Below are 26,474 nucleotides of genomic sequence, written 5' to 3'. Positions count from 1 at the left end.
AGTTTTTTTCCTATAGACGAGGAAAAAGCGTTTCCGAAACTAGCCATTTGATTGTATTTTAGTTCTATTCCTGCAAAAGTATTTAATAAAAGAATTAATTTGTTAATCATTGTCATAAAATAACGACAATAGAGCTATTTAGAAACGTTCTAAATTTTACAGAGCCATGACAAGTGAAAAATCAAAACTGGGTCCAGTATAAACAGAAAGCGGGAGGCAGTTTAAACTGCCTCCCGCTTTCTATTACTTTAACAAAAATTAATTAAAAGGTAAAGGTATAGTTACCATTCGGACCAACACCCGAGATGGTGGTCATTCCATTTTTTGAAGTGGGCAAAGCTGCTTCTACATCCATTGCACTGTTCACTGCTTTACCGTTTACCGTTGTGATCAGTAAACCTTTTGGAATATCCATAGAATCGAATACTTTTCCTGGTTCAATGCTGGTCACCACTACTCCGTTTTTAGCACCGAATTTAGTTTTTACCTGGGCTGAAGCCGGAGCAAAAGAAGCGCCCAGTTTGCTGATTGTAGTTCCTGTTGATTTTGTCGCCGGTGCTGCTTTAGCAATGTTGACGCTTGCATCACCTTTAAGAGTTACGTTTAAATCTTTTAAGGCTCCATTTCTCAATACTGTAAGCTGTACTTTATCGCCAGGGCTTAAACGTCCGATTTTTTCCTGCAGATCAGGAGAATCGTAGATCACTACACCATCTACTTTTTTAATGATATCCCCTTTTTGGATTCCCGCAGCAGCACCACCACCGTTAGGCAATACATCACTTACATACAATCCGTTGATGTCTTTAATTTTCAATTCTTCTGCATAATCCGCATCAAGAGGCCTGAAATTCACGCCAATATATCCACGTTTCACCGCACCGTATTTTCTAAAATCTTCCAGGATCTTTTTCGCCAGGTTGACAGGAATGGCAAAACCATAACCTTCATTCGTACCTGTCTGAGACGCGATTGCCGCATTAATTCCGATCAGCTCACCATTTGCATTTACCAATGCCCCACCACTGTTTCCAGGGTTAATTGCCGCATCAGTCTGAATAAAAGATTCGATACTGTTGTTGGTGCGCTCAGGTGCTTTACCGGTTCTACGGTATTCGTCATACTCTTCTTCTGTCAATTGGTTTTGTTGTCTTGCTAAAATCCCGATACTTCTTGCTTTTGCACTTACTATCCCTGCAGTTACTGTAGTCTGAAGGTCAAGCGGGAAGCCCACTGCCAATACCCATTCTCCAATTTGAACATTGTCTGAATTTCCCATTTTTACCACGGGAAGATCTGTTTCCTCAACCTTGATCAGTGCAAGATCTGTATTTGGATCTTTTCCAATCACCTTTGCCATTACCTTACGACGGTCGGACAGGATTACTTCAATCTTGTCTGCATTTTCCACCACATGATTATTCGTTACGATATAACCATCAGGAGTAAGAATTACGCCGGAACCGGAAGCTGCTCTTGGTACACGGGATCTGCCGCGGCCACCTCCACCAAAAAACTCTTCGAACATATCCATTGGGGAACCACCTCCACCTCTTTCACTACCAGAGCTACTGCCATAGGAAGTTTTAATATGTACTACCGCAGGAGATACTGCTGACGCGGCCTGAACAAAGTCAACCGCTCCTGTGGAGGATATTTTTACAGGATTGTTAGCGAAAAGCACATTTTGTTTCTCCGCTAATGTCATCCCATCATTTTTGCGCTCTAACAGTTTGTAAGCGCCAATCGCAGCCGCACCACCTATAAATGCGGCTAACACTATCAATCCGATTCTTTTCATTTGTATTTTTTCTTTTTTGTTGTTTCAAAAGCTATCCATTTCATATTAACCGGTTAAAGCAAAGCTGGCATGGATTGTGATTTTATTCGTTTTACTCGTTAAGAACTATTTCTTTTGTTTCAATTACTCAAATTTAATACCATATAAACGATATTTGTATCTGTAACAGGCCGTGAATACTGTTAAAAAATGTTAAATGACAAGCATACACATCTCATGAAGATCCACTTTTTTAAATACCAGGGCGCCGGTAACGATTTTATTCTGATCGACAATCGTAATCAATCCTTTAAATATACGGGTAATAATACGGTCCTGCAACTCTGTAACAGGCGTTTTGGGATTGGTGCAGACGGGTTAATGCTCCTGCAAAACCGTGAAGGCTACGACTTTGAGATGATTTATTTCAATGCAGATGGTAATCCAAGCAGCATGTGTGGAAACGGCGGCCGGTGTATCGTTGCCTTTGCCAGGCATTTAGGAATAATTGACACGGAAACTAATTTTTTGGCAGTTGACGGACCTCACTATGCCAAAATTTCAGCAGAAGGCAATTGGGTTGATTTACAAATGATTGACATCGATGTAATTAAAAATGATGGTGACGCTTATGTACTGAATACCGGCTCGCCTCATTACGTGCAACGGGTAAGCGGGTTAAAAGACCTCGATGTATATCAGGAGGGAAAAGCCATCCGCAATAACTCCACCTATAAAAAGGAAGGAATCAATGTCAACTTTGTCGAAGATCAGGGAGACCATCTGTTTGTGAGAACCTTTGAAAGAGGTGTGGAAGATGAGACCTATGCCTGTGGAACGGGCGTCACTGCCGTAGCCTTATCTATGGCACAGCACAAACACCAGCAAGGACATATTGAAACTCCGGTAAAAGTATTGGGGGGTGATCTGAAAATACAGTTTGACTACAATGGATCTCAGTTTAGGAATATATTCCTGTGTGGTCCTGCAGAACAGGTTTTTCAGGGAGATACTGAGGTCTGATCACTCTCCTTCTGCCAGATATGCAGCCAGGCCAATTTTGATTTCACCAAAACTATAATCTCTGCCCAGATGTTCCCGGATCGGGTTCATCTGCATGGTCTTGAGTTCCCTGATGGTTTTCAGAATTTTATCCAGTTTTTTTGATCCGATAATATCTTTGGCTGCAATCTCCTGTTTGGCCACATAATGTGCCAGATGCCCTTCTATGGTGCCAACTACCATTTTCCGGTCTCTGGCAATTTCAGCAATCGTTTTTCCTTCTTTATGTAGTTCCAACGAAACCTCCTTTGTATCTACCTTAGGAGCTTTTTCTTTCTTAACTGCAGTTTTGGTCTTTGTAGATTTTGTTTTTTTGGCTGTAAAGTCCAGCTTACCCGGAACTGCAAAAACCTTTTCCATCACTGCTGCCCGTTCCGCCTGGCTTAACAAAGCATTCACATCCTTTTTAGTAAACTCAGCTCCATTAATAGTTGCGTTCAGCAAAGCTGTCGCCTTACGTATTTTTTTAAACTGATCATAAAAGAGCGCTTCCATCTCTAACAGTTCGGTAAGATAGGCGGTCACCTGTTTGTCCAGTTTCACCAGCTCCATACGCTCAAAGATGCGTTTGGAAAAGCCAACCAGCAAGGGGTTAAAATAGTTCTCCGCAGCAATGGTTCTTTCCAATAATGCCGCCATTCCTTTTTCTGTTTTTACTTCGTACATCCGCTGTATCTGAGCTAAAAACTTACTTGCGTTTGCTTTTACCTCAGTCAGGTCTTTCAGGAGTTGTCCCGCCCATTTTACATGCTTCTGTTTTGCCGATTTATTAATGTCTTTGGTGTAGGAATGCACATGCTCATACACATAGTTATCCAGGGGTGCGAGGTCAAAACACTGTAATAGGTAAGACCTTAGAAAAACATCACTTTCTGTTCTGATCTGTGTAACCAGATTCTCCTGACTTTCTTTCGTTTTAGAGAAGAAAGAAACATTCTGATCCTGGCGGATGCCCGATCCGGAGATCTGGGAAGTTAAAATCAGTCCATCCAGAGAACGTAAACGGGAAAGGGCCACATAGATCTGTCCCGGTGCAAAAGCGCTTCCAATATCAATAATTGCCCGGTCAAAGGTCAGGCCCTGGCTTTTATGAACTGTAATCGCCCAGGCCAGCTTTAAAGGGTATTGGGTAAAGGTTCCGACCAACTCCTCTTCAATTTCACCTGTCACCTTATCCGTAGTATACTTAATGTTCTTCCAGGTATATTTTTCCAGGACAATCTTTTCTCTTGTTCCTTCGGTCTCCACCTCAATCGTATCTGTTCTCAGCGAAGTTACCACTGCAATTTTTCCGTTAAAGAAACGCTGTTCACCTGTCGGATCATTTTTGATAAACATGACCTGGGCGCCAACCTTTAACTCCAGAATGTGTTCTGCAGGATAAGCATACTCACTGAAATCATCTTCAATCTTAGCTACATACAAAAAAGACGGAGCTTTCAGCTCTTCCAGGCTTTGCTTATTTAAGGCGTCGGCCTTATTATTATGTGTGGTAAGGGTAATATATTTATCGTCAATGGAAGGCTTAAAATCAGCTTTATAATATTTATCCAACAGGGCTACATCCTGCGCGGTTACCTGATTGTTTCGCAGGTTATTCAACAGGTTAATAAATACCTCATCTGCCTGCCTGTAGATCTTTTCCAATTCGATATAAATCGGAGGATTGTTCTGAAGGGCCAAAGCATCAAAGAAATAAGCACTGTTATAAAACTGTCCCAACAGGCTCCATTCCGTAGACTTTACTACCGGAGGCAACTGATGCAAATCGCCAATAAAGAGTACCTGTACTCCGCCGAAGCTGGCAGCATTATTTCTTCTGATATAGCGCAACACCATATCGATGGCATCCAACAGATCTGCCCGCAGCATGCTCACTTCATCAATAATCAGCAATTCCATATCTGTCAACACCTTCCTTTTGGAGGCCGTCATATTTAAATGACGTACAATAGATTTTGGCGTATTGTATTGCTGATTATAATGGTCTCCTTCTGCAGCCGGGGCTTTAGGCAGATAAGTGCCAAAGGGAAGTTGAAATAAAGAGTGAATGGTTACTCCCGCAGCATTGATTGCAGCAATACCTGTAGGCGCTGCAATAACCGCCTTTTTATGCGTCAGTTCAATCAGATTTCGCAAAAAAGTAGTTTTCCCCGTACCGGCCTTCCCCGTCAGAAAGATATGTTTGGAAGTATAATTTACAAATTTGGCGGCAAGTTCGGCAGGATTCTGTTCAGACATACGGTAAGCATCAATTAAAAATAAACCATCTTCAAATTGGCGTTTCCAAAGATACTAAGAATGCTGCTATTTAATAAACACCTGTTTTAATTAAAAAACAATCACATAAAGAAACACCAATACCTTGTTTATTTTTTCTGCCGGATTTCTTCCAACAATTCAGCCAGCTCTTTTACTCTTTCCGGATATCTATCTGCCAGGTTATTTTTTTCGCTAAGGTCCTCTTTAAGATTGTACAATTGTGCTGTTGGTAAATTCCCGGATTCAATACCTACATCTTTCATATAAGGCGCTCCTTCACTAGGGCTAATGTATTTCCAGCCTTCTTTGATCACAGAAAGTGGCCCACCCTGCTCTACAAAAGAAGATCTCCCCTTTACTGTTTTACCCAGCAAAGCAGCAATCAGGTTTTCGCTATCTGGTGCATCTCCTTTCGGTATAGGCTGACCGATGAGGCTGGAAAATGAGGCAATCAAATCCATCTGGCTCAACAATGCAGGTGAAATCTGAGGCTTGATTTGTCCGGGCCAGCTGACAATAAAAGGTACCCGGGTGCCACCCTCCAGCGCGCTGTATTTACCTCCGCGTAAAACCCCTGCCGGCAAATGCCCATTCTGTTTAGTCACCGCCTCATCCTGATAACCATCGTCCAGTACCGGACCGTTATCACTCGTAAAGATGACCATTGTATTCTTCTCAATTCCGAGTAACCTGAGTTGCTTCATAATCTCTCCTACTGTCCAGTCCAGCTGCAAGATTGCATCTCCACGAAGTCCCAAGCCACTTTTTCCTTTAAATCTTGTAGCCGGCATTCGGGGTACATGTGGCTCTGTCAAAGCAAAATACAGGAAGAAGGGTTGCTTTTGATTTTTCTCAATAAAACTTTGCGCATTAGCCAGAAATGTGGTGGACACTTCTTCATCTACCCATCGCGCCATTTTTCCACCGCTCATATAACCGATCCTACCAATGCCATTAACAATTGTCTGATTGTGTCCCTGCCCTGGGGAAGACTGCATTTTTAACAATTCAGGATGATCCTTTCCTGTTGGGTCATCCCCTACTTTTTTTGTATAATCTACCGCAATAGGATCATTAGCTTCCAGCGCAACCACTTTATGGTTCTCCAGAAATACTGTAGGCACCCGGTCAGCTGTTGCAGGAAAAATAAAGGAATAGTTGAAGCCAACTTCATTTGGCCCAGGTTTTATTTCTCCGTTCCAGTCTTTGGTTACCGTTTCTCCCAGACCAAGATGCCACTTTCCTACAATTCCCGTTTGGTATCCGGCCTTTTGAAATAGGTTTGGAAGTGTAGTCCTATCAGTAGGAATGATGAGTGCGGCATCACCAGGCAAAATCCCGGTTCCTTTTTTACGCCATGGATATTCTCCTGTCATCAATGCGTATCTGGATGGCGTACACGTTGCAGAGGTACAATGGCCATCTGTAAAGCGGATCCCGTTTGCTGCCAGACGGTCCAAGTTTGGCGTTTGAATTTTCGTGGCTCCATAACAACTCAGGTCACCATAACCCAGATCATCCGCATAAATGTAAATGACATTTGGTGATTTAATTCTTGTCTTCTTAACAGATTGAGCCGTTGCAGCACATGCCATAGCTATAAAAAAAAGAGATAACAGGTTCTTCTTCATGTTTTGTCGTTTAAACAGCTTCTCAACTATTCTTTGAATAGCGAAGGTAATAAGATAGTTCGTTCCACTCAACAATTGTAGAAAAGAACCAAGTAAATGGTTGATTCAGAAACATTTTTCAAACAATTGCGTCTAAAATTCACCCAAACACCTCAAACGATCAACGCTATAATTCATTGAAAATAAATATGCTTTAACATAATTTAACATTCTTTAACACTATTACTAAGTCTTTAGTTATACCTTTAGATTAACCAAACATTTCCCCCGAATGAAACATAAAATTTTAGCTTTACTCCTGTTTAGTATGAGCTCATTGTCCTTATTTGCACAAACTCAATATGAAATCAAGGGCTTGGTGACCGATACAGCGGCCAGCTACAAAATGGTCAATTCCACTATTACAGTCTTAAAAGCAAAAGACTCTACTTTAGTGAAATTTACCCGAGCTACAGCCGATGGCTCTTTTAGCCTGGGCAATCTTACTTCCGGTAAATTCATCTTACTGCTCAGTTATCCAGGTTATGCAGATTATGTAGAAGACTTTCAACTAGATTCAGCAAAAAAAACACAGGATTTTGGACAAATGAATATGACCTTAAAAGCTACTATTCTAAAAGGGGTAATTATCAAAGGAAATATCGCCGCCATAAAAATAAAAGGAGATACTACAGAATTCAATGCCGCAGCCTATAAAATTCAACCCAATTCAAAAGTAGAAGATCTGCTAAAACAGCTTCCAGGCATCACCGTCGATAAAAACGGAAAGATAACAGCCCAGGGACAGGCTGTGAATAAAGTACTTGTTGATGGAGAAGAATTCTTTGGTGATGACCCTACCCTGGTTACCAAAAATCTTCGTGGAGACATGGTGGATAAGGTGCAGTTGTATGACAAGAAAAGCGACCAGGCTACGTTTACCGGTATCGATGATGGAGAAAAGGCAAAAACAATTAACATTAAACTTAAAGAAGACAAAAAGAATGGATATTTCGGAAAGGCAGATGCCGGAGTCGGGACAGACAAATTCTATCAGGGTCAGGCCATGATCAATGCCTTCAAAGGCAAAAAGAAACTCTCTGCCTACGGAACCATTGGAAATACAGGCAAAACAGGATTGGGTTGGCAAGACAGCAATAAATACGGCTCCTCTAATATGGAAGTGAGTGATGATGGAGGTATGATGTTTTACTCAGGAGGTGACGATGGAGATCTGGATTCCTTTAATGGCATGTACAATGGCCAAGGTATTCCACTAACAAAAAGCGGGGGTGCTCATTTCGACAATAAATGGAATAAAGACAAAGAAAGTATCAATACCAATTATAAAATCGGCGCTATTAACGTCGACGGAACAAGAAATACTTTAACCCAGAACAATCTCCCGACTGGAGCAATCAACAGCATCTCCGATCAGACATTCAGCAATCATATGTTCAGACAGAAACTGGACGGAACTTACTCCATTAATATTGACTCCAACTCCACTTTAAAAGTTTCGGTCGATGGAACCTTGAAGGACAGTCGTTCAGATGATGCCTCTTATTCTTCTAGTGTTAGAGCTGACGACACCCAACTTAACAACAGTAGCCGGACGCTTAGCAATAACGGGGATCAACGACTTTTAAATGCCAGCGCACTCTACACTCAAAAATTGAAGAAAAAAGGCCGGACTTTTTCAGTAAGACTTAATCAGGCATTTAATGAGAATAAAAGTACAGGCTTTCTGAATTCTGAAAATCAGTTCTTTGATGAACAGGGAAATTTCACAAACAAACAGGTAGTTGATCAATATAAGACAAACAACAGTACAAATTCCACTTTTAGCAGTAACCTGACCTATACCGAACCGCTTTCTAAAGCTATTTCTGTTATTGTTAACTATGGCTTAAACATAAATAAAGGTGTGTCGGACAGGAAATCGTTTAATAAATCTGCCGATGGGACCTATAGTAATCTGGATCAGGAATTCAGCAATAACTTCGAGCTCAATCAACTTTCCAATCAGGGCGGAGCAATATTTAATGTTAAGAAAGACAAATCTGTTTTCAGTTTTGGGACTAAAATCAGCGATGTAAAGTTCGAACAGTTAAACAAGTATACCAACAATACTTACAAAAGAAATTTCACTAATTGGAATCCTCAGGCGAGTTACAGGTACAATGTCTCACAGATGACATCTTTTCGTTTTTACTACAATGGGAATACACGCCAGCCGAGCATAGACCAGGTTCAACCACTGAAAGTCAATACTGATCCATTAAACATAATTCTTGGAAATCCAGACTTGAAACCTTCCTTTAGCAATAACATCAACATCGGATATAATTCCTATAAGGTTATGAGTAATCAATCGATCTATATTGGTGCAAACTATGGGTTCAGTTCGAATCCCATTACCAGTAGTGTGGTCACAGATGAAACCGGAAAGAGCACCTCTCAATCTATTAATCTAGAAGGGAAGACGCCAAGCAATTTCGGAATCAATGCTTATTTTAACAGAAAAATAAAGTTATTGGATCTGAATATTGGTTTAAATGGAAATGTAAGCGGGAATACCAGCTATAACATGGTAAACACGGCTATAAACACGACAAAATCCAATTCTTACCGCGGACAACTTAGTCTTTCGAAACACCAGGAGAAAAAATACTCATTTTATGTATCAGCGGGCCCAAACTACAATACCAGCGAAGCCTCTTTACAGCGGCAACTGAATAATAACGGATGGGGAGCTGCAGGAGAGGCTAGTTTCAGTCTATATCTCCCAGGAGGGATAGAAATTGGCTCAGATGGCGAATATGAGTATCGGGCAAAAACCCAGACCTTTAACCAGGAGTTTGAACGTTTCATCTGGAATGCATCAATCAGTAAAAAGTTCTTTAAATCAGAAAACCTTAAGCTGACCGCTTCTGCAAATGACTTACTCAACCAGAATATTGGCTTTGAGAGGAGAGCTAACAACAACATGATCACTCAAAATAACTATACCACTATTAAAAGATATTTCATGTTATCCCTGATCTGGGATTTCAATAAAATGGGTGGATCCGCCCCTAAACCATAAGTACCATGAAACAGAAAGTAATTTTATTTTTCTTCTTATTCGGATATACCTGTGTTCAGGCTCAGAATGTAAGATTTACGACAGATGGATTAATCGAATTTGAAAAGAAAACCAATATGTATGCCGTTATTAAAAAGAGCATCAATAAGGACAACTCAGCATATATGCAGTCCGCTTTTGATGCTTATAAAAAAAACCAACCTCAGTTTAAGGTTTTAAAAAGCACCCTTGCCTTTTCAAAGGACAAGACCTTATTTACCCCGCTTAAAGATGAGAATAGTGATTCAAGAGGTTTTTTTGGAGATGATCCTACTTCTGGCCAGAATAACACCATTTTCACAGATCTGTCTAACTCCAGTTTTATCGCCCAAAAAAAAGTATATGAAGAGACTTTTTTGGTAAAGGACAGTACCAGGAAAATCAATTGGAAAATCACCGAAGAAACCAGGGAAATTGCAGGATATGAATGCAGAAGGGCAAATGCAATTATTCTGGATTCTGTGTATGTTGTTGCTTTTTATACGGATAAGATTCCCGTTTCTGGTGGCCCCGAATCATTTACAGGTTTACCGGGTATGATCCTGGGTGTTGCTTTACCACACGAAAATGTATCCTGGTTTGCCACAAGCATCAAAGACAGGCCAGTAACGGAAGCAGAACTAAAAGCCCCTCTAAAAGGAAAACAGGTAAACAATAAAGGCTTGATGGACACCATTCACTCGGCCTTAAAAAGTTGGGGCAGTTATGCCCAGACTGCACTAAAGGCTTTCAGCCTTTAGTTGACCAGCAGCTTATACCCTTTACCATGAACATTCAGAATTTCAACCTTAGGGTCTTCCCTAAGGTACTTTCTTAGTTTACTTAAAAACACATCCATACTACGGCCGTTAAAGTAGTTGTCATCATGCCAGATACTCAGCAATGCTTCTTCGCGGGTAAGTACTGCATTCTTTTTTAAGCACAATAATTGTAACAGCTCGGCCTCTTTGGTGCTGAGTTTTTGTTGTTGCCCTTTAAAGTGAATCAGTTGGGTAGTGTAATCAAATGTATAATCTCCGATCAGGAAATGTGTTTCAGCCGGGCTTGCCTCCGGTTCCTCTTTGGCAGATACTCTTTTCAACAGCGCATTGATCCTTAAAAGCAATTCCTCAATTCGGAAAGGTTTAGTAATGTAATCGTCTCCACCCAGATCGTAAGCAGAGGCTTTATCTTCCATCATTGCTTTAGCTGTAGCAAAAATAATAGGGACGTGCTGGTTGATCTTTCTGATTTCCTTTCCCAGTGTAAATCCATCTTTCTTAGGCATCATGACATCAAGAATACACATGTCAAAATCCTGTTTACCAAAAGCCCTGAGACCTTCCTCTCCATCTACACAAAGGATGACGTCAAATTTACCTTTCAGTTGCAGGTAATCTTGCAAAAGCAAACCCAGATTCGGATCATCTTCTACCAATAGAATTCTTTTCATTAGTTATGATTTAGAGGTAATATTATTTCAAATACAGTGCCTTTATCTTTTTCACTATTCACCTTGATCAGCCCGTTCATTTGTGCTATGATATCCTGAACATAATTCAGGCCAAGTCCGAATCCTTTTACATCGTGTAAATTTCCTGTCGGCACTCTATAAAATTGATCAAAAATACGTTTTGTTTGCTCCTTAGTCATTCCAATCCCTTCATCGGCGACTTCAATAATCATATTTTTACCTGTATTTTTGGTGCTAAGGGTAATTTTAGGCGCACTGACACTATACTTATTTGCATTGTCAATCAGGTTATAAATGACATTAGAAAGGTGCAGTTCATCTGCATAAATGATCGGCTCGGATGCATCCAGGTGCAACTTTATTTCGGCATCTTTCTTTTGCAATTGTAGGTTCATGCTGTCGACCACCACCAGGATCAGGTCATTAATGTTCAGTTCCGTCCGTTCCAGCTTCAATTCCTTCTTTTCAAGCCTGGCAATACTCAATACCCTTTCGATGTGATTCCCGAGGCGTACATTTTCATCATAAATAATTCCTGCCAATCGCTTCACCCTATTCTTATCTTCTGTAATCTCGGGGTCCTTCAAAGCCTCACTCGCAATCATAATTGTGGCCACAGGCGTCTTAAACTCATGCGTCATATTATTAATGAAATCGGTCTTCATTTCTGAAATTTTCTTTTGCTTTAAGATGGCATAAATGGTATAGGCAAAAATAAAGATCAGAATCAACAACAGTCCAGCAGAAGAGCCCATTGTGGCACTAAGATTTCCAAGAATTAAAGAGTTTTCATTTGGGAAGTTCACATACAACATTCCCGGATCACGGAAGATGTCATTACTAAACAAGGCCATTTTATGTACATCCGCAGGAACCGGTTCTACATAGGAATTGGAAACCCGACGATATAACACGGAATCTTTATTAGCCAGCTTTACCCAGAAGTCGTAGTTCAGTTTGATATTTCTGTTTAACAGCTCGTTTCTGATCAACGTATCCAGCACATCCCTCGATACTCTTTCATCAATCGGAATGTTCTCCTGCTGCATTTCTTTTGCCACATCTTCCAGATAATTCAGACTATTGTTCTTAATCATCACCGTATCATTCAGCAGCTCTTTAAAAGCCCGTTGAAATTTCTGGGCCTCGATCTCGTCTTCACTTTTAAATTTAGCTGCCATTTCCGGAGAGACCCTCGGAAGTGTAATTAATAATGGCTTTCGGTTAAAGGGATTAAAAGCCAGATAACGAATGCTATCAGGCAGGCGATCAGTCGTAACTTTAAAAGTTACTATTTTCTCAGGAATATAAGTCTGGTTAATATTCGCCGTGATGACATTTCCAGCCTTATCCACTCCGAAGTTCATATCTACCTGTAATGGAGATTTCTTGTCATTGTCTACACTTGACATCGACACATACTCCTTTTCAGATATGATCATGGGTCTGAGATAATTATTCCTGATTACGCTATCCTGCATATTTAGATCAGCAATGATTTTTTTTTGCTGTTCCAGTTTCCGGAGCTCTTCGTTTGCTTTATGCTGTTCTTTAAAATCAACCAATAGCTGTGCTTTATCTCTGAGCTCGGCTTCTCTTTCTGCCCTTAGCTGGTCATCCTTCTTATTCAGGTGACTGGCTGCATATCTTTTTTGAACTTTGCTGACTACTGCACTTAAAGCCTGAGTAACGTCTTGTTGAAAAAGTTGTGATTTAAGGTTATACGCTTCCCTGATGTAATACAATTGCATTACAAATACACCAAGCAAGGCTATGGTCATTAAGGCGGTGATTAACCAAAGGCTTCTCTTTTTCATTACAGGATATTCAAAAATAAATAAGGATTCCTACAAAAGTGCTTATTTAACACTTTTTAACACCGGATTTTGCTGTAGAGAAAAACAATTTAACACAAATACCTGGAAAAATGATATAAAACAACCGGATTGAGAAATTGAAAGTAAGGCCCGCAATAAGACATATTGCCGAAAAAATCACTGATATTAAAGTATAAAGGCAAACCAGTAGGATATTGTGATATGCGCCTGAGCTGAATCCACAGTAAGTCCACACTTAGTCCACAGTGAGTCCACGTTTTTGCGGTAAAAAGGTGGACTCACTATAGAGGCAAAATGCAGTCAGTCCGGATTCATTACGAGCTCATCCCGACGATGTTGTAAAGGCAGACCAAACAAATAATAAAGGCTATCCGAAATGATCGGATAGCCTCGTTGGTCAATTTGTTTATTTAAAAAAGATCTTTAGAAAGGAAGATCATCTTCCTCGCCTGGAGCGCTATTCAGGTCAGCTGGTGGAGCATATGCCGGAGTTGCAGCTGCAGCTCCTGGAGTAAGGGCATTGATACGCCATACGACTAAACTGTTAAAATAAGATGTTTTTCCGGTTTTGTCAGTCCATGGACGACCACGTAAGTTAAATGAAACTTCAACATCATCACCAGTTTTTAAGCTATCAAATAAAGCTGTTTTATCTTGTAAAGCCTCGAACCTGATGTATTCAGGATAAGTAGGGTTTTCTGCATATTCTATAATCAGGTCACGTTTCTTAAAAGTCTCACTCACCTGTTGTAATGCACCAATTTCATGCACTTTTCCTTTTATTTCCATAACAAATACTGTTTTATTCTCGTACGAAGTTCAAATCTCTATATTTTTATTGATAACTTCGCACAATAAATTATGCAAGTTTTCCACACAAAAAGCAAGGTTATCTTAACCTGCAACAAGCGATTATCGCCATATCTACAGGAAGAGGTTAAATCCCTGGGTTATACTATTGTTAGGGATTTCCCTACTGGAGTAGAATTAAACATTACCCTTACTGAATGCATCAAGTTAAATTTAAACTTAAGATGTGCCAGTCAGATCTTATATTGTTTAAAGAGCTTTAAAGCTAATAATCCGGAGGAACTGTACCGGGAGCTGGCAGATATGGCCTGGGAAGAGCTGATTGATTTTTCAGGATATTTCTCGGTGACTTCAAATGTGGATAACCCAACAATTACGACACCACTCTTTGCTAATTTAAAGGTAAAGGATGCTATTGTTGACCGTATCAAAGACAAAAAGGGAATCCGTCCTAATTCTGGTTCCGATGCGAATAAAGCAGTAGTTCATTTGTACTGGAAGGATAGTGAAGCAGATATATTTATCGATACTTCCGGAGAAACACTGGCAAAACACGGTTACCGTAAGATTCCCGGAAAAGCTCCAATGTTGGAAGCGTTGGCTTCAGGAGTAATTATGAGCAGCCAATGGGACCAGAAATCACCGTTTGTGAACCCGATGTGTGGTTCAGGAACACTAGCCATTGAAGCCGCATTAATTGCCACTAACCGAAGACCCGGGCTCTTCCGTATGAATTACGGCTTTATGCACGTCCTTGGCTATGATGAAGAAGTATTTTTCGCAGAACGAAGAATTCTGAAAGACCAGGTGATTAAAAATATTGATTTGCAGATTATTGCAACAGATTTGTCCGAAGATGCGGTGGATGTAAGTCGAAAAAACGCAAAAACAGCCGGTGTAGATACCCTGATTACTTTTGAAGTTTGTGACTTCGCAGAAACAAAAGTACCTGAGGGCGGTAAAGGAGTCGTGTTGTTTAATCCGGAATATGGAGAACGTTTGGGTGTACACTCCAAACTGGAGCTGACCTATAAGCGAATGGGCGATTTCATGAAGCAGGAGTGTAAAGGCTATTTCGGTTATATTTTTACCGGGAACCCCGACCTGGCCAAGAAAATCGGCCTTAAAGCTACCAGAAAATTAGAATTTTATAACGGAAAACTAGATTGCCGAATGCTGGAATATGAGTTGTATGATGGCACAAGAAGACCGGAACCAAAGGACTGATGTAACTATTTCATATAGAAACCGTTTTTTTTTATCTTTTTGGAAATCCATTTGTGTTTAGTTTTCGTTTATACCCTGTATAAACGAAAACTAAACTTCCCAAACTATGAAAGAGCGCTTCGAAATTAACGTCAGGGATATTCCCGGCAATATCAAAAAAGTGAGGAAAATCAAAGCCCTCACCCAGGACTATCTCGCTTCCCAGCTCCACATTTCCCAGAATGCCTATAGCAAAATTGAATTGGGCCATAGTAAGTTGACCGTGGAACGTTTATATCAGATTTCCGTTATTCTGGATGTCCAGATGAATCAGCTGATTAATTTCAGGGCTACAGACTTTGGCAGAGCACAGCTCGTCCAGATATAATTCTCCACACCATTTTTTTTTAGGATCAATTCAGATACTTTTGCTTCAAATGCAAATCTGATGAATACAATTATTGAGCGAACGATAAGCTTTGTTAAAGAAACACTGGAAGGTGCTGAAGCAGGTCATGACTGGTTTCATATAGAAAGGGTCTATAAAAATGCTCAGCACCTGAATGAAACGGAAAAAGGAGATGAACTAATTGTTGCACTGGCAGCTTTACTACATGACATTGCTGATCCGAAATTCAATGATGGAGATGAAGAAATAGGTCCGAGAATAGCCGGAGATTTCTTAAACAGTCTGGGGCTCGAGCCAGGCCTGATCAGTCATGTCCAGGAAATCATCAAAAATCTGAGCTACAAAGCCAGTCTTGGGGAAATTAATTTTCAGTCCAGAGAGTTGGATATCGTCCAGGACGCGGACCGCCTGGATGCGATCGGTGCCATTGGGATCGCCAGGGCATTCACTTATGGTGGCTATAAAAACCGGGTTCTATATGACCCTGAGATTTCTCCGAACCTACACATGAGTAAAGAAGAATATAAAAACTCCAGCACACCTACTCTCAATCATTTTTATGAAAAACTCCTGAAATTGAAAGATCTGATGAAGACCGAGAGTGGAAGAAAAATCGCGATTCAGCGCCATGATTTTATGCTCCTTTATCTGGATCATTTTTATCAGGAATGGCAGGGGAAAATTTAACCTGTAATTTAAATCTAAGTTGTAAATTGCCTGCATGAAGTTAAGCGTCCTCGTACTCATTGCTGCTTTTGCAGTTGGCCTTTCCATTGGACTGGTGAATTTCTATTTTCAACAGAGCTGGTATTTTATGCTGGTTTCTTTTGCAGTAGCTTTCATCACCAGTTTCATTGTTTTTTATTACCTCCTGGAAAAGTATATCTATTCCAAAATTGTATTGATTTACAAGCTCATTCACAACCTTAAACTCGGAAAAGATCTCAAAGACGCGTTAGGAGAATATGTCAGCTCTGATCCCATCAACGATGTGGAACATGAGGTGAAAGAATGGGCTGGCGCAAAGAAAAGAGAGATTGATATTCTAAAAAAACAGGAACAGTTCCGGAGAGAATTTCTATCCAACGTGTCTCATGAATTTAAAACCCCTCTGTTTGCCATACAGGGTTATATAGAGACTTTACAGGATTGTCTGACAGACGATCCGGAAATGGCCACTAAATTTTTAAAAAAAGCAGAGAATAACGTAGAGCGGCTAAGCTACCTCATTAATGACCTGGATTCTATTTCCAAGCTGGAAACCGGAGAGATTCCAATCAATTATACCAAATTCGACTTCGTCCTTCTGGCAAAAGAAGTAATGGAGGGATTGGAAGACAAAGCGAAAACGAAAGAGATTGTCATCTCGTTCAAAGATAAATATACTCACCCAGCTTACGTAAGAGCAGATCGGGAGAAAATCAGACAAGTAATGATCAATCTGATCCAGAATTCTATAAAGTATGGCAAAGAGCATGGTTCTACTGCCATAAAAATTTTCGAATTACATGACCAATACCTGGTCGAGGTAACGGATGATGGAATTGGAATTGAAGAAAAGCACCTGCCCCGTTTATTTGAACGTTTTTACAGAATAGACTCGCACCGTTCGAGACAGGAAGGTGGTACCGGATTAGGTTTGGCTATAGTAAAACACATCCTGGAAGCACATCAGCAGATCATCTCGGTAAGGAGTACTCAGCAGATCGGGACAACATTTGCTTTCACACTCGAAAAGATTGGTTAACAGAAACAAAGCTTTTTCAAAATAACTTAACACTTAACATTAACTTAACATTACACTCATACTTTTGTATCATATTTTATAAATAGGATGGGCTAGGCGCCATGCGGGTTTCATCTGAAAATTAAAACAAAATATAATATAACAGATGAATAGCATTTTTAAGTTCTTCACTCCAAGAGACAAAAAGTTCCAGCCCTTGTTTGAACAGGCAGGTAGTAATGTATTAAAAATTTCTGAAGCCTTATTGCTTGCCCTAAGCGCAACTGATCTGGAAAAGAGAAAAGAATACATCAAAGAGGTGGAGCGTCTTGAGCACGTTGGGGATGACATTACTCATTCAATTTTCTTAGAATTAAGTAAGAATTTTATTACTCCTTTTGACAGGGAAGACATCCATGCACTAGCCAGTGCTGTTGATGACATTGCGGATTACATTCATGCGTCTGCAAGCAACATCGAGTTGTACAACATTGTTAACATTGGCGATGCAATGATCAAACTTGCAGAACTTTTGGTAGAAATGTGTACCGATCTGGATAAAGCCATCAAAGAATTAAGGAGCTTCAAAAATATCCGCGTTATCGCTGATGCCTGTGTAAGGATTAACAGCGGTGAGAATCAGGCTGACTATGTAACCAACCTGGCTATTGCCCGTTTGTTTGAATTTGAAACCAACGCGATTGAACTAATTAAACAAAAAGAAGTGCTGCAGACCTTAGAAATGGCTACAGACAAATGTGAAGATGCAGCAAATGTGTTGGAATCTATTTTGGTAAAGAACGCTTAAACCTTCAAAAAATGGTAACTACCTTATTGGTTGTTGTAATTGTCCTGGCAATTGCCTTCGATTATATTAATGGCTTTCATGATGCCGCAAACTCAATTGCAACAATTGTATCTACGAAAGTATTATCCCCATTCCAGGCAGTGTTATGGGCAGCGCTCTTCAATTTTGCTGCATATTTTTATTTTACAGACCATAAAGTGGCCAATACGATTGCTAAAACGGTTGTGGAGAACTTCATTACTCTTGAAGTAATCCTCGCTGGTCTGTTAGCGGCCATCACATGGAACCTATTTACCTGGTGGTTTGGCATCCCTTCCAGTTCATCACACACCCTTATTGGAGGTTTTGCTGGTGCTGGTATGGCCAAAGCAGCAACGGTTGGGGCCGGAATAATGTCGGCTATTAACCTTGCCCCTATCCTAAAAGTGGTCGCCTTTATTGTGCTGGCCCCTGTAATTGGAATGATAATTTCCGTGATTATATCTATTATTATCCTTCACATCTCTAAGAATGCAAGACCTTCTGTGGCAGAGAAGTGGTTCAAAAGGCTACAATTAATCTCATCTGCAGCCTTAAGTTTTACCCATGGAGGTAATGATGCGCAGAAAGTAATGGGGATCATCTATGTATCCATGGTGGCTGCAAACGTGCTTAAGACAGGCGATGCAATGCCAGAATGGATTCCAATCTCTTGTTACGCTGCAATTGCATTAGGAACAATGAGTGGAGGATGGAAAATCGTTAAAACAATGGGTTCAAAAATTACTAAAGTAAATGCCTTTGAAGGTGTTGCAGCAGAAACAGCTGGTGCGGTGACTTTAGGAATTACAGAACATTTTGGAATACCGGTTTCTACCACACACACGATTACCGGATCTATTGTTGGTGTAGGCTTATTGAAAAGAGTATCAGCAGTACGCTGGGGTGTAACAGTAAGTTTATTATGGGCATGGGTATTAACCATTCCTGTATCTGCTACCCTTGCCGCAATTGTTTACTCAGTGATCCATTTGTTCTTTTAGAAACAGGATTTAAAAAAATATAAAAAAACGGGATCAACTGATGATCCCGTTTTTTATTTTCTAAAAGACGATGTTAAAGCTGATCCGCTCAGCTGGATTAGACGGGATCTTCCATTTAGGGCCATTCAGGAGTAACCTTTTTGCTTCCTGATCATGTGCTTCGTCAATCCCATTCAGGACCTTAACATCTGCCGGCCTGCGATCTGCTCCAACGATAAAGCTAAGCTCCACCTTTCTATTAAGGAAAGGCTCTTTACTTAATTTATTATTCCTTCGAATATACCTGGCCCATTTATCCCAACCTCCATCAGGACCAGAAGCGACATCCGGTGTATCTTTTTTATCGAATGCCGAATTATTTTCTACTAAACGGATGCTCATCGGTTCATTCCATTTTGCAGAAACCACTTTTGAGTTATAACCTAAATAATTCAAGACTATCTTATCACCTTTTATACTGCTGTCAGCCGAAATTCTGAACCTTCCCTCTGCGTCAGTAACTGCAGTTAATTTAGTCCCTTCTATTTTTACAAACACGCCCGGCATTGGCTCACCATTACTTGCTGTCGTCACTTTCCCCATCAACACTGAAGGACTTATTCCTCCTACAGGAGCTGCCATTGTTCTGGCAGCGGCAGCATTATTCACCGCGACCGTTTCTGCAGGAGCAATGACGCTCTGAGCACTCATGGTCACAGCTCTCTTTTGCGTGACAGGATAAGCAACTACAACTACTTCTTTGAGTGTTTCCGGGGCCGCATCTGCAGTGGGTACCGGAGCTACTTTTGTGCGGTTCGCCGCATAAGCATTTATTTTAGCGGCACGCAGGGCCCGATCGACTTCTTCATTACGAAGGGTAACAGGGCTCTTTTCTGTTTCAGTTTCCTTCTGTTTAGGAGCAGTTTTCAACTGAGCGAGTGCATCTGCGGAAACAGGAGATACTGGTTCCGGAACAACGGGTGCAATGCTTACATCAACCGATTTAGGCTGTTTAGCCAACTGATTCTGATTTGCAGCCTCTTTCATCCAGAAAATGATGCTTACTGAAATGAACAACACCGCCGCAGTTGCGGCAATACTTAGTCTTTGCCAGGTAATTACCTTTGTTTTTTTGGAATCCAGCTGTTCAGCAATCCGATCCTGCAATTGTTTCTGAAGCAGAGAAATAGATTGCAGAGAGCGTTTTGGTGACGCACTTAGCCCCGCCAGCGCTTCAGCCACGAAAGGATCTTCAAGCGCCTCGCGCTCTACCCTGTTCATGGTTTTAGCATCCAGCTTACCATCAAGATAATCTTCTAAAACTCCTATATCTAACCAATCGTTATTCACTGCTGTTTTTTTCTATACAAATTTTCAAGTTCCTTTTTCCATTCTGGATATAACTCTTCACTTTTACCATTTCGTAGCCGGTAATATCCGCCACTTCTTTATAACACTTTTCCTGCAAATAGAACAAATCTACGCTTAGTCGCTGTTCTTCAGAAAGGGTTTCCATACACCTTTCCATAACGGTAAGCTTCGTTTCCTTTGTATCATCCATATCAAGATGCACAAATTCTGTGTTTTCCACAAAAGTATCTTCCAGAGAGACAGTTGTATTTTTGGAATTTTTACGGATAGCCATTAAACAATGGTTCCTCGACAAGACGTGAAGCCAGCTTTTGAAATTCTGTACTTCATGAACCTTCAGCTTGCCAACCAGCTCTTCAAAAATCTGCATGACTGCATCTTTGCTTTGTTCTTCATCCTTCAGGTAGTTCAGGCAGACCCCAAATACCAGGTGCATATACTTGTTGTACAGCTGGCCCAATACCTCCAGGTCGCCGCTGATTTTATATCGGGCAATCAAAGCAGCATCGTCCTGCTCCTGGATTCTGGTATTATTTTTAATAAACTTCAATAGCTGTCCTGGACATAATTCGCTCAAGTATAAAAATATTTTCTGATACTGGTATGGAAATTCTTTAAAGCTTACATCATTCCTAAAAAAGGAAATTATGAAAAAGCTATTGCTCCCGATCTTCATGATCTTATTTCTATTCGGATTTAAAGCGACAACTGTAAAAACAATTCAGGGAATTGTGACAGATAAAGGTGATGGATCGCCACTTCCGGGGGCACAGGTCAGTATCCCCAAAACCAAAAAAAGGGTGGTTACAGATCAGCAAGGCAGGTATATCATTGTGTTGAATAACAATGAAGATAAGCTGCAGTTTTCTTACATAGGATATAAAACACAGACCATAAAAGTTGGGGGTAAATCCAGAGTTAACATCGCTTTAGAAGCTGACCACCAGCCCTTAAATGAAGTTGTGGTTACCGGCTATAAGACCCAGGCAAAAAGAATGATAACCTCCAGCGTAATGGAGATTGGACAATCCAGTCCCGTTCAGGCCTATGGTAATAGTACCGTTATGTTTCTCCCATCCAATACAGAAAGTTATGCCAACATTCAGGAAAACACCTTTCATAACCCTGATAAAACACCATTATCTACCTTTTCTATTGATGTAGATGCCGCTTCCTATAGTAATGTCCGTCGATTCCTGAACAACGGCGGGTTACCACCTAAAGATGCGGTAAGGATTGAGGAAATGATCAATTACTTTGATTATGATTATCCTCAGCCAACAGGAAATGATCCGGTGAATATCATCACAGAGATTTCCACGGCACCGTGGAACAATAAACATACACTGGTGCAAATTGGCCTTCAGGGAAGGAAAATGAAAACCGATCAGCTTCCTGCATCAAACCTTGTTTTTCTGATAGATGTATCGGGTTCCATGGGCCAGCCGAACAAATTACCCTTATTGATTTCCTCTTTTAAGCTCCTTACCAATCAGCTTCGTGAAAAAGATAAAGTAGCTATTGTGGTCTATGCAGGTAATTCCGGACTGGTCCTCCCCTCTACATCCGGAAATCTTAAAAACACAATCAAAGAAGCTTTAAACAAATTAACTGCAGGCGGTTCAACGGCAGGTGGACAAGGAATTGAGCTGGCCTACAAAGTAGCCAGTCAACATTTCATTAAAGGAGGCAATAACCGGGTAATCCTTGCCACAGATGGGGACTTTAATGTCGGTGCATCCAGCGATAAAGAAATGGAACAATTGATAGAAGAGAAAAGAAAATCCGGTGTTTTCTTAACTGTTCTCGGCTATGGAATGGGCAATACCAAAGATAGCAAGATGGAAACACTGGCCGATAAAGGAAATGGTAATTATGCTTATATAGATAACATCACTGAAGCAAGAAAAGTATTGGTGAATGAGTTCGGGGGAACACTTTTTACCATAGCCAAGGACGTAAAGCTTCAGGTTGAATTTAATCCGGCAAAAGTACAGGCCTACCGCTTAATTGGATATGAAAACAGGTTACTGGCAAATAAAGACTTTAACGACGATCACAAAGATGCGGGGGATCTGGGTTCAGGACATACGGTGACCGCCCTATATGAAATCATCCCTATCGGTGTCCAAAGCACTTTTACTCCATCCGTTGACCCATTAAAATACCAGGAAAACAAAAAAAACAGCAGCAGCAATAGCAGTCCGGAAATGTTAACCGTAAAACTACGCTACAAAGAACCTAATGGCCACAGCAGTAAACTACTTCAAAAATCCGTCATAGACGCCTCCACCATCTTTGAAGGCAGCAGCAATAATTTTAGATTCGCTGCCGCTGTAGCAGAATTTGGCATGTTGTTAAGACAATCCGATTTTAAACAAAGATCATCTTTTGAACAAGTGATCAGCCTTACGGAACAATCGATGGGAAAAGATAAAGAAGGTTACCGCTCCGAGTTTTTAAAATTAGTGAAGTCTTCTCAGTTATTGGCCAAAGAATTGCTTAGTATTGAAGACACAAACGACCATAATGAAAAAAATTAGTATTTATTTGATGGCGACCTGCTTTATCAGTTTGAGCAGTATAACCGTATTTAGCCAGTCAAAGTTCAAAAAGATTTTAAACAAAGTAACGACCAAAGCAGGTAGTGCCAATACTTCAAAAAGCACAGTTACGACAACGGGAACGCCGAGTACATCAGAGATGGGCTTTGGAATTAAAGAAGCCTTGGAAATAGGAATATCAAGAGGTACCGACCTACTTTCTGCAAAAGATGGCTTTTTAGGAAATGCGGCTGTAAAAATCCTTTTTCCTCCTGAAGCGCAAAAGGTAGAAAAGACATTGCGTAGCATTGGGATGAGTTCATTAGCCGATAATGTGATTCTCAGCCTGAACCGGGCTGCCGAAGATGCGGCCAAAGAAGCAAAGCCTATATTCGTTTCTGCAATCAAGCAAATGACCATCGCAGATGCGACCAATATTTTATTGGGGCAACAGGATGCGGCAACGAATTATTTTAAAAGGGTAACTACGTCGCAGTTGATGGAAAAATTCCAACCTGTAATTACAAACAGCCTGAACAAGGTCGGTGCAGCAAAATACTGGGGAGACGCAGCTGGTCAATATAATAAGCTTCCTTTTGTAAAACCGGTCTCCACGGACCTTTCCGGCTATGTAGCAGAAAAAGCAATTGACGGAATGTTTATACAGGTTGCTCAGGAAGAACTTAAAATCAGAGGAAGTCTGGGTGCCAGAACCACACCTCTTTTGCAGAAGGTATTCGGTTACGCGGAACAGAAAAAATAAGGCCTGTATGGGCTTATAATTTAATAATCAAGCCCATGCAAGTAAAAAACATTATATAAGTAATGAAATAAAGGTTACTTTTATAGGGTAATACTAACAACATAGAAGTATATTGGATTTCAAAGATTTTAATTTTAACCCGGACTTACTAGAAGGGTTATTAGCGATGGGTTTTCGCAATGCCACCCCCATCCAGCAAGAAGCTATCCCGCTTATTCTAAATAAAAAAGATTTAATTGCCTGCGCACAAACAGGTACCGGGAAAACCGGCGCTTACCTGTTGCCGATCATGAATATGATCAGCCAGACAGAGGAACGTCATAATAATACCCTGATACTAGCTCCAACCCGGGAACTTGCACAGCAGATTGATTTACAGGTAGAAGCACTTTCTTATTTCACCAATATCAGTTCCTTAACGGTATATGGTGGTGGAGACGGTATCGCCTATGAGCAGCAAAAGCGTTCCATGCGTGAAGGTGTAGACATCATTATTGCCACTCCGGGACGATTAATATCCCATCTTTCTTCAGGCCTGCTGAAACTGGATCAACTCCAGCATTTGGTATTGGATGAGGCAGACAGGATGTTGGACATGGGGTTTTATGATGACATTATGCGTATTGTGAGCTTCCTTCCACAGAAAAGACAAACGGTGTTGTTTTCTGCAACCATGCCACCAAAAATAAGAACCCTTGCAGGCAGGTTACTTCAGCATCCTGAAGAGATCAGCATTGCCATTTCTAAACCGGCAGCAGGAATTAACCAGCAAGCCTATCTTGTTCATGATGCCCAGAAGGTAAAACTACTAACTGAGCTAATGAAAAATGTAGACTTCCCAAGTATTCTGATTTTTGCTTCCACCAAAGAAAAAGTAAAAAATCTGGGTAAGGTTTTTCGTGGATTAGGATTCAAAGCAGAGGCTTTCCATTCCGACCTGGGACAAAAAGAGCGCGAGGCGATTTTATCTGAATTCAAAAATAAAAGAGTTCCTGTCCTGATCGGAACAGATGTACTTTCCAGAGGAATTGATGTGGAGGGTATTAGTCTGGTTATCAATTTTGATGTGCCTCATGATCCGGAAGACTATATTCACCGGATTGGTAGGACAGCCAGAGCGGCAACAACCGGTACCGCGATTACCCTGGTAAATGATAAGGACAAACGAAAATTCGCGAGCATTGAAAAACTGATTGACAGAAAAATCGACAGAATGCCGCTTCCTGAACATCTTGGAGAAGCACCTGCCGATACGCCAACCAGCCCTTCCACAGAAAAAAAATACGATAAAAAGAAACCACAGCGTAAATTCTGGAAGAAAAAGCCGAAAGCTGCCGGAGCTCCGGGTCCTGGAAAAGAATAAAAACTAAAATTAATAGCATTTAGGGAAGGGGATTTGCGATTAAGGTATTATCTTTACCTATATGCAAAACCTACCCCCTTTAGCAGAACGGATGCGTCCACAGAATCTGGACGAGTATGTTGGACAGAAGCATTTAGTAGGTCCCGATGCGGTATTGCGTAAAGCAATTCAGAGCGGGCAGCTTCCCTCTATGATATTTTGGGGTCCACCCGGTGTTGGTAAAACTACACTGGCCTACATCATATCACAAACACTTGACCGTCCCTTTTTTAACCTCAGTGCTATTAATTCGGGGGTTAAAGATATTAGGGATGTGATTGATAGGGCTGCTTTACTTAAAGATAGCCTGATGGGCCTGCCGATTCTTTTTATTGATGAGATCCACCGTTTCAGTAAATCACAGCAAGACAGCTTATTAGGCGCCGTAGAAAGAGGATTGGTTACCTTAATCGGGGCCACAACAGAAAATCCTTCTTTTGAAGTCATCTCCGCATTACTTTCCCGCTCGCAGGTATATATTTTAAAATCTCTTGATGAAGAGGAGCTATCCGGATTATTGCAAACTGCAATCAAGCAGGATGTCATTCTGAAAGACAAGAAAATCACCATCAAAGAACATGAAGCCCTGATCCGCCTATCCGGAGGAGATGCCAGGAAACTCCTCAATGTACTGGAGATTGCAATTAATGGTATTGGGGGGGATAAAATCATCCTCACGAATGAAAAGGTCCTGGAGCATGCACAACAAAATCTGGCGCTATATGATAAAGCGGGCGAGCAACATTACGATATCATTTCTGCATTTATTAAATCCATCAGGGGTAGTGATCCTAATGCTGCGGTATATTGGCTGGCCAGAATGATTGAAGGTGGAGAAGATCCGCTGTTCATTGCCCGGAGGCTATTGATTCTTGCTTCTGAAGATATTGGGAATGCCAATCCGAATGCCTTGTTATTAGCCAATAATTGCTTTCAGGCAGTTAATGTAATTGGCTACCCTGAGTCCAGGATTATTCTTTCCCAGGCAGTGACCTATATGGCATCTTCGGTGAAGAGCAATGCTGCTTATGAAGCCATCAATAAGGCACAGGCTCTGGTGAAACAAAGCGGCAATCTGCCCGTTCCTTTACACATCAGAAATGCGCCGACTAAGCTCATGAAAAATATAGGCTATGGCAAAGACTATCAGTATTCACATGGCTATGAAGGGAACTTTTCTGAGCAGGAATATTTTCCTGAGATGCTGAGTGGTACAAAATTATATGATCCCGGGAAAAATCCTGCTGAAGATAAACTTAGAGAGAAGCTGAAACAGAACTGGAAAAATAAATACAACTATTAA

The 26,474-nt window shown here is 40.8% G+C and carries 21 protein-coding genes; 13 read left to right on the top strand and 8 right to left on the bottom strand.

Features of this window, described 5'->3' with window-relative positions; translation table 11 throughout:
• Positions 1 to 262: 262 nt before the first annotated feature.
• Positions 263 to 1,801: a trypsin-like peptidase domain-containing protein gene (locus BFS30_RS10980; RefSeq protein ID WP_069379333.1), complete on the bottom strand. Its 1,539-nt coding sequence runs from the start codon at positions 1,799 to 1,801 to the stop codon at positions 263 to 265.
• Positions 1,802 to 2,017: 216 nt separating this feature from the next.
• Here BFS30_RS10980 and dapF point away from each other — a divergent pair, with 216 nt between their 5' ends.
• Positions 2,018 to 2,803, top strand: coding sequence for a diaminopimelate epimerase (dapF, locus tag BFS30_RS10975; protein WP_069382390.1), 786 nt, complete (start codon positions 2,018 to 2,020; stop codon positions 2,801 to 2,803).
• Here the strand turns inward: dapF and BFS30_RS10970 are convergent, their stop codons facing one another.
• Both BFS30_RS10970 and BFS30_RS10965 read right to left on the bottom strand, forming a co-directional pair.
• On the bottom strand, positions 2,804 to 5,083 hold the full coding sequence (locus BFS30_RS10970; protein ID WP_069379332.1) for a helix-turn-helix domain-containing protein: 2,280 nt from the start codon (positions 5,081 to 5,083) through the stop codon (positions 2,804 to 2,806).
• Between the two features lie 128 nt (positions 5,084 to 5,211).
• Positions 5,212 to 6,735: a sulfatase family protein gene (locus tag BFS30_RS10965; RefSeq protein ID WP_069379331.1), complete on the bottom strand. Its 1,524-nt coding sequence runs from the start codon at positions 6,733 to 6,735 to the stop codon at positions 5,212 to 5,214.
• Positions 6,736 to 7,006: 271 nt separating this feature from the next.
• Here BFS30_RS10965 and BFS30_RS10960 point away from each other — a divergent pair, with 271 nt between their 5' ends.
• Positions 7,007 to 9,802 (top strand): outer membrane beta-barrel family protein, encoded by a 2,796-nt coding sequence (locus tag BFS30_RS10960; RefSeq protein ID WP_069379330.1) that lies wholly within the window; start codon positions 7,007 to 7,009, stop codon positions 9,800 to 9,802.
• 5 nt (positions 9,803 to 9,807) lie between these two features.
• Positions 9,808 to 10,581 (top strand): GLPGLI family protein, encoded by a 774-nt coding sequence (locus tag BFS30_RS10955; protein WP_069379329.1) that lies wholly within the window; start codon positions 9,808 to 9,810, stop codon positions 10,579 to 10,581.
• On the opposite strand, the gene BFS30_RS10950 is transcribed toward BFS30_RS10955, so the two are convergent.
• The 3 genes from BFS30_RS10950 to BFS30_RS10940 all read right to left on the bottom strand — a co-directional run bounded on the left by BFS30_RS10950 (position 10,578) and on the right by BFS30_RS10940 (position 13,921).
• Entirely contained in the window at positions 10,578 to 11,273 is a 696-nt protein-coding gene (locus tag BFS30_RS10950; protein WP_069379328.1) for a response regulator transcription factor, read from the bottom strand. The genes BFS30_RS10955 and BFS30_RS10950 overlap by 4 nt on opposite strands.
• Positions 11,273 to 13,111: a sensor histidine kinase gene (locus BFS30_RS10945; RefSeq protein ID WP_069379327.1), complete on the bottom strand. Its 1,839-nt coding sequence runs from the start codon at positions 13,109 to 13,111 to the stop codon at positions 11,273 to 11,275. The genes BFS30_RS10950 and BFS30_RS10945 overlap by 1 nt, the downstream gene beginning before the upstream one ends.
• Positions 13,112 to 13,555: 444 nt before the next feature.
• The gene (locus tag BFS30_RS10940; protein ID WP_069379326.1) at positions 13,556 to 13,921 is read right to left on the bottom strand and encodes a DUF3127 domain-containing protein; all 366 of its coding nucleotides are present in this window, start codon (positions 13,919 to 13,921) and stop codon (positions 13,556 to 13,558) included.
• A gap of 72 nt (positions 13,922 to 13,993) precedes the next feature.
• Here BFS30_RS10940 and BFS30_RS10935 point away from each other — a divergent pair, with 72 nt between their 5' ends.
• The 6 genes from BFS30_RS10935 (at position 13,994) to BFS30_RS10910 (ending at position 19,113) form a co-directional block, all read left to right on the top strand.
• On the top strand, positions 13,994 to 15,169 hold the full coding sequence (locus tag BFS30_RS10935) for a THUMP domain-containing class I SAM-dependent RNA methyltransferase (protein ID WP_069379325.1): 1,176 nt from the start codon (positions 13,994 to 13,996) through the stop codon (positions 15,167 to 15,169).
• A 106-nt stretch (positions 15,170 to 15,275) separates the two neighbouring features.
• Positions 15,276 to 15,536, top strand: coding sequence for a helix-turn-helix domain-containing protein (locus tag BFS30_RS10930; protein ID WP_069379324.1), 261 nt, complete (start codon positions 15,276 to 15,278; stop codon positions 15,534 to 15,536).
• Between the two features lie 60 nt (positions 15,537 to 15,596).
• A complete protein-coding gene (locus tag BFS30_RS10925) occupies positions 15,597 to 16,244 on the top strand; it encodes an HD domain-containing protein (RefSeq protein WP_069379323.1) in 648 nt (215 codons plus the stop codon).
• 34 nt (positions 16,245 to 16,278) lie between these two features.
• The gene (locus tag BFS30_RS10920) at positions 16,279 to 17,304 is read left to right on the top strand and encodes a sensor histidine kinase (RefSeq protein WP_069379322.1); all 1,026 of its coding nucleotides are present in this window, start codon (positions 16,279 to 16,281) and stop codon (positions 17,302 to 17,304) included.
• A 145-nt stretch (positions 17,305 to 17,449) separates the two neighbouring features.
• Complete coding sequence (locus BFS30_RS10915; RefSeq protein WP_069379321.1) at positions 17,450 to 18,091, top strand: DUF47 domain-containing protein; 642 nt, start codon at positions 17,450 to 17,452, stop codon at positions 18,089 to 18,091.
• A gap of 11 nt (positions 18,092 to 18,102) precedes the next feature.
• Positions 18,103 to 19,113 carry an inorganic phosphate transporter gene (locus tag BFS30_RS10910; protein WP_069379320.1) on the top strand — a complete coding sequence of 337 codons (1,011 nt, stop codon included), beginning with the start codon at positions 18,103 to 18,105 and terminating at the stop codon, positions 19,111 to 19,113.
• Between the two features lie 60 nt (positions 19,114 to 19,173).
• Here BFS30_RS10910 and BFS30_RS10905 read toward each other — a convergent pair whose 3' ends face one another.
• Both BFS30_RS10905 and BFS30_RS10900 read right to left on the bottom strand, forming a co-directional pair.
• Positions 19,174 to 20,442: a carboxypeptidase-like regulatory domain-containing protein gene (locus BFS30_RS10905; RefSeq protein WP_069379319.1), complete on the bottom strand. Its 1,269-nt coding sequence runs from the start codon at positions 20,440 to 20,442 to the stop codon at positions 19,174 to 19,176.
• Positions 20,435 to 21,013, bottom strand: coding sequence for an RNA polymerase sigma factor (locus BFS30_RS10900; RefSeq protein ID WP_069382389.1), 579 nt, complete (start codon positions 21,011 to 21,013; stop codon positions 20,435 to 20,437). Before BFS30_RS10900 ends, BFS30_RS10905 begins: the two co-directional genes overlap by 8 nt.
• A 97-nt stretch (positions 21,014 to 21,110) precedes the next feature.
• Here BFS30_RS10900 and BFS30_RS10895 point away from each other — a divergent pair, with 97 nt between their 5' ends.
• From BFS30_RS10895 to BFS30_RS10880, 4 genes are all read left to right on the top strand, one after another.
• Positions 21,111 to 23,006: a vWA domain-containing protein gene (locus BFS30_RS10895; RefSeq protein ID WP_069379318.1), complete on the top strand. Its 1,896-nt coding sequence runs from the start codon at positions 21,111 to 21,113 to the stop codon at positions 23,004 to 23,006.
• Positions 22,993 to 23,769, top strand: a complete 777-nt coding sequence (locus BFS30_RS10890; protein ID WP_069379317.1) for a DUF4197 domain-containing protein — start codon at positions 22,993 to 22,995, stop codon at positions 23,767 to 23,769. Before BFS30_RS10895 ends, BFS30_RS10890 begins: the two co-directional genes overlap by 14 nt.
• A 112-nt stretch (positions 23,770 to 23,881) precedes the next feature.
• The gene (locus BFS30_RS10885) at positions 23,882 to 25,132 is read left to right on the top strand and encodes a DEAD/DEAH box helicase (protein ID WP_069379316.1); all 1,251 of its coding nucleotides are present in this window, start codon (positions 23,882 to 23,884) and stop codon (positions 25,130 to 25,132) included.
• Between the two features lie 61 nt (positions 25,133 to 25,193).
• The gene (locus tag BFS30_RS10880; RefSeq protein WP_069379315.1) at positions 25,194 to 26,474 is read left to right on the top strand and encodes a replication-associated recombination protein A; all 1,281 of its coding nucleotides are present in this window, start codon (positions 25,194 to 25,196) and stop codon (positions 26,472 to 26,474) included.

This window comes from Pedobacter steynii, assembly GCF_001721645.1.
GTDB lineage: Bacteria > Bacteroidota > Bacteroidia > Sphingobacteriales > Sphingobacteriaceae > Pedobacter > Pedobacter steynii_A.
The sequence above is the reverse complement of the archived record's forward strand: the minus strand, read 5'-3'. Positions and strand labels throughout refer to the sequence as shown.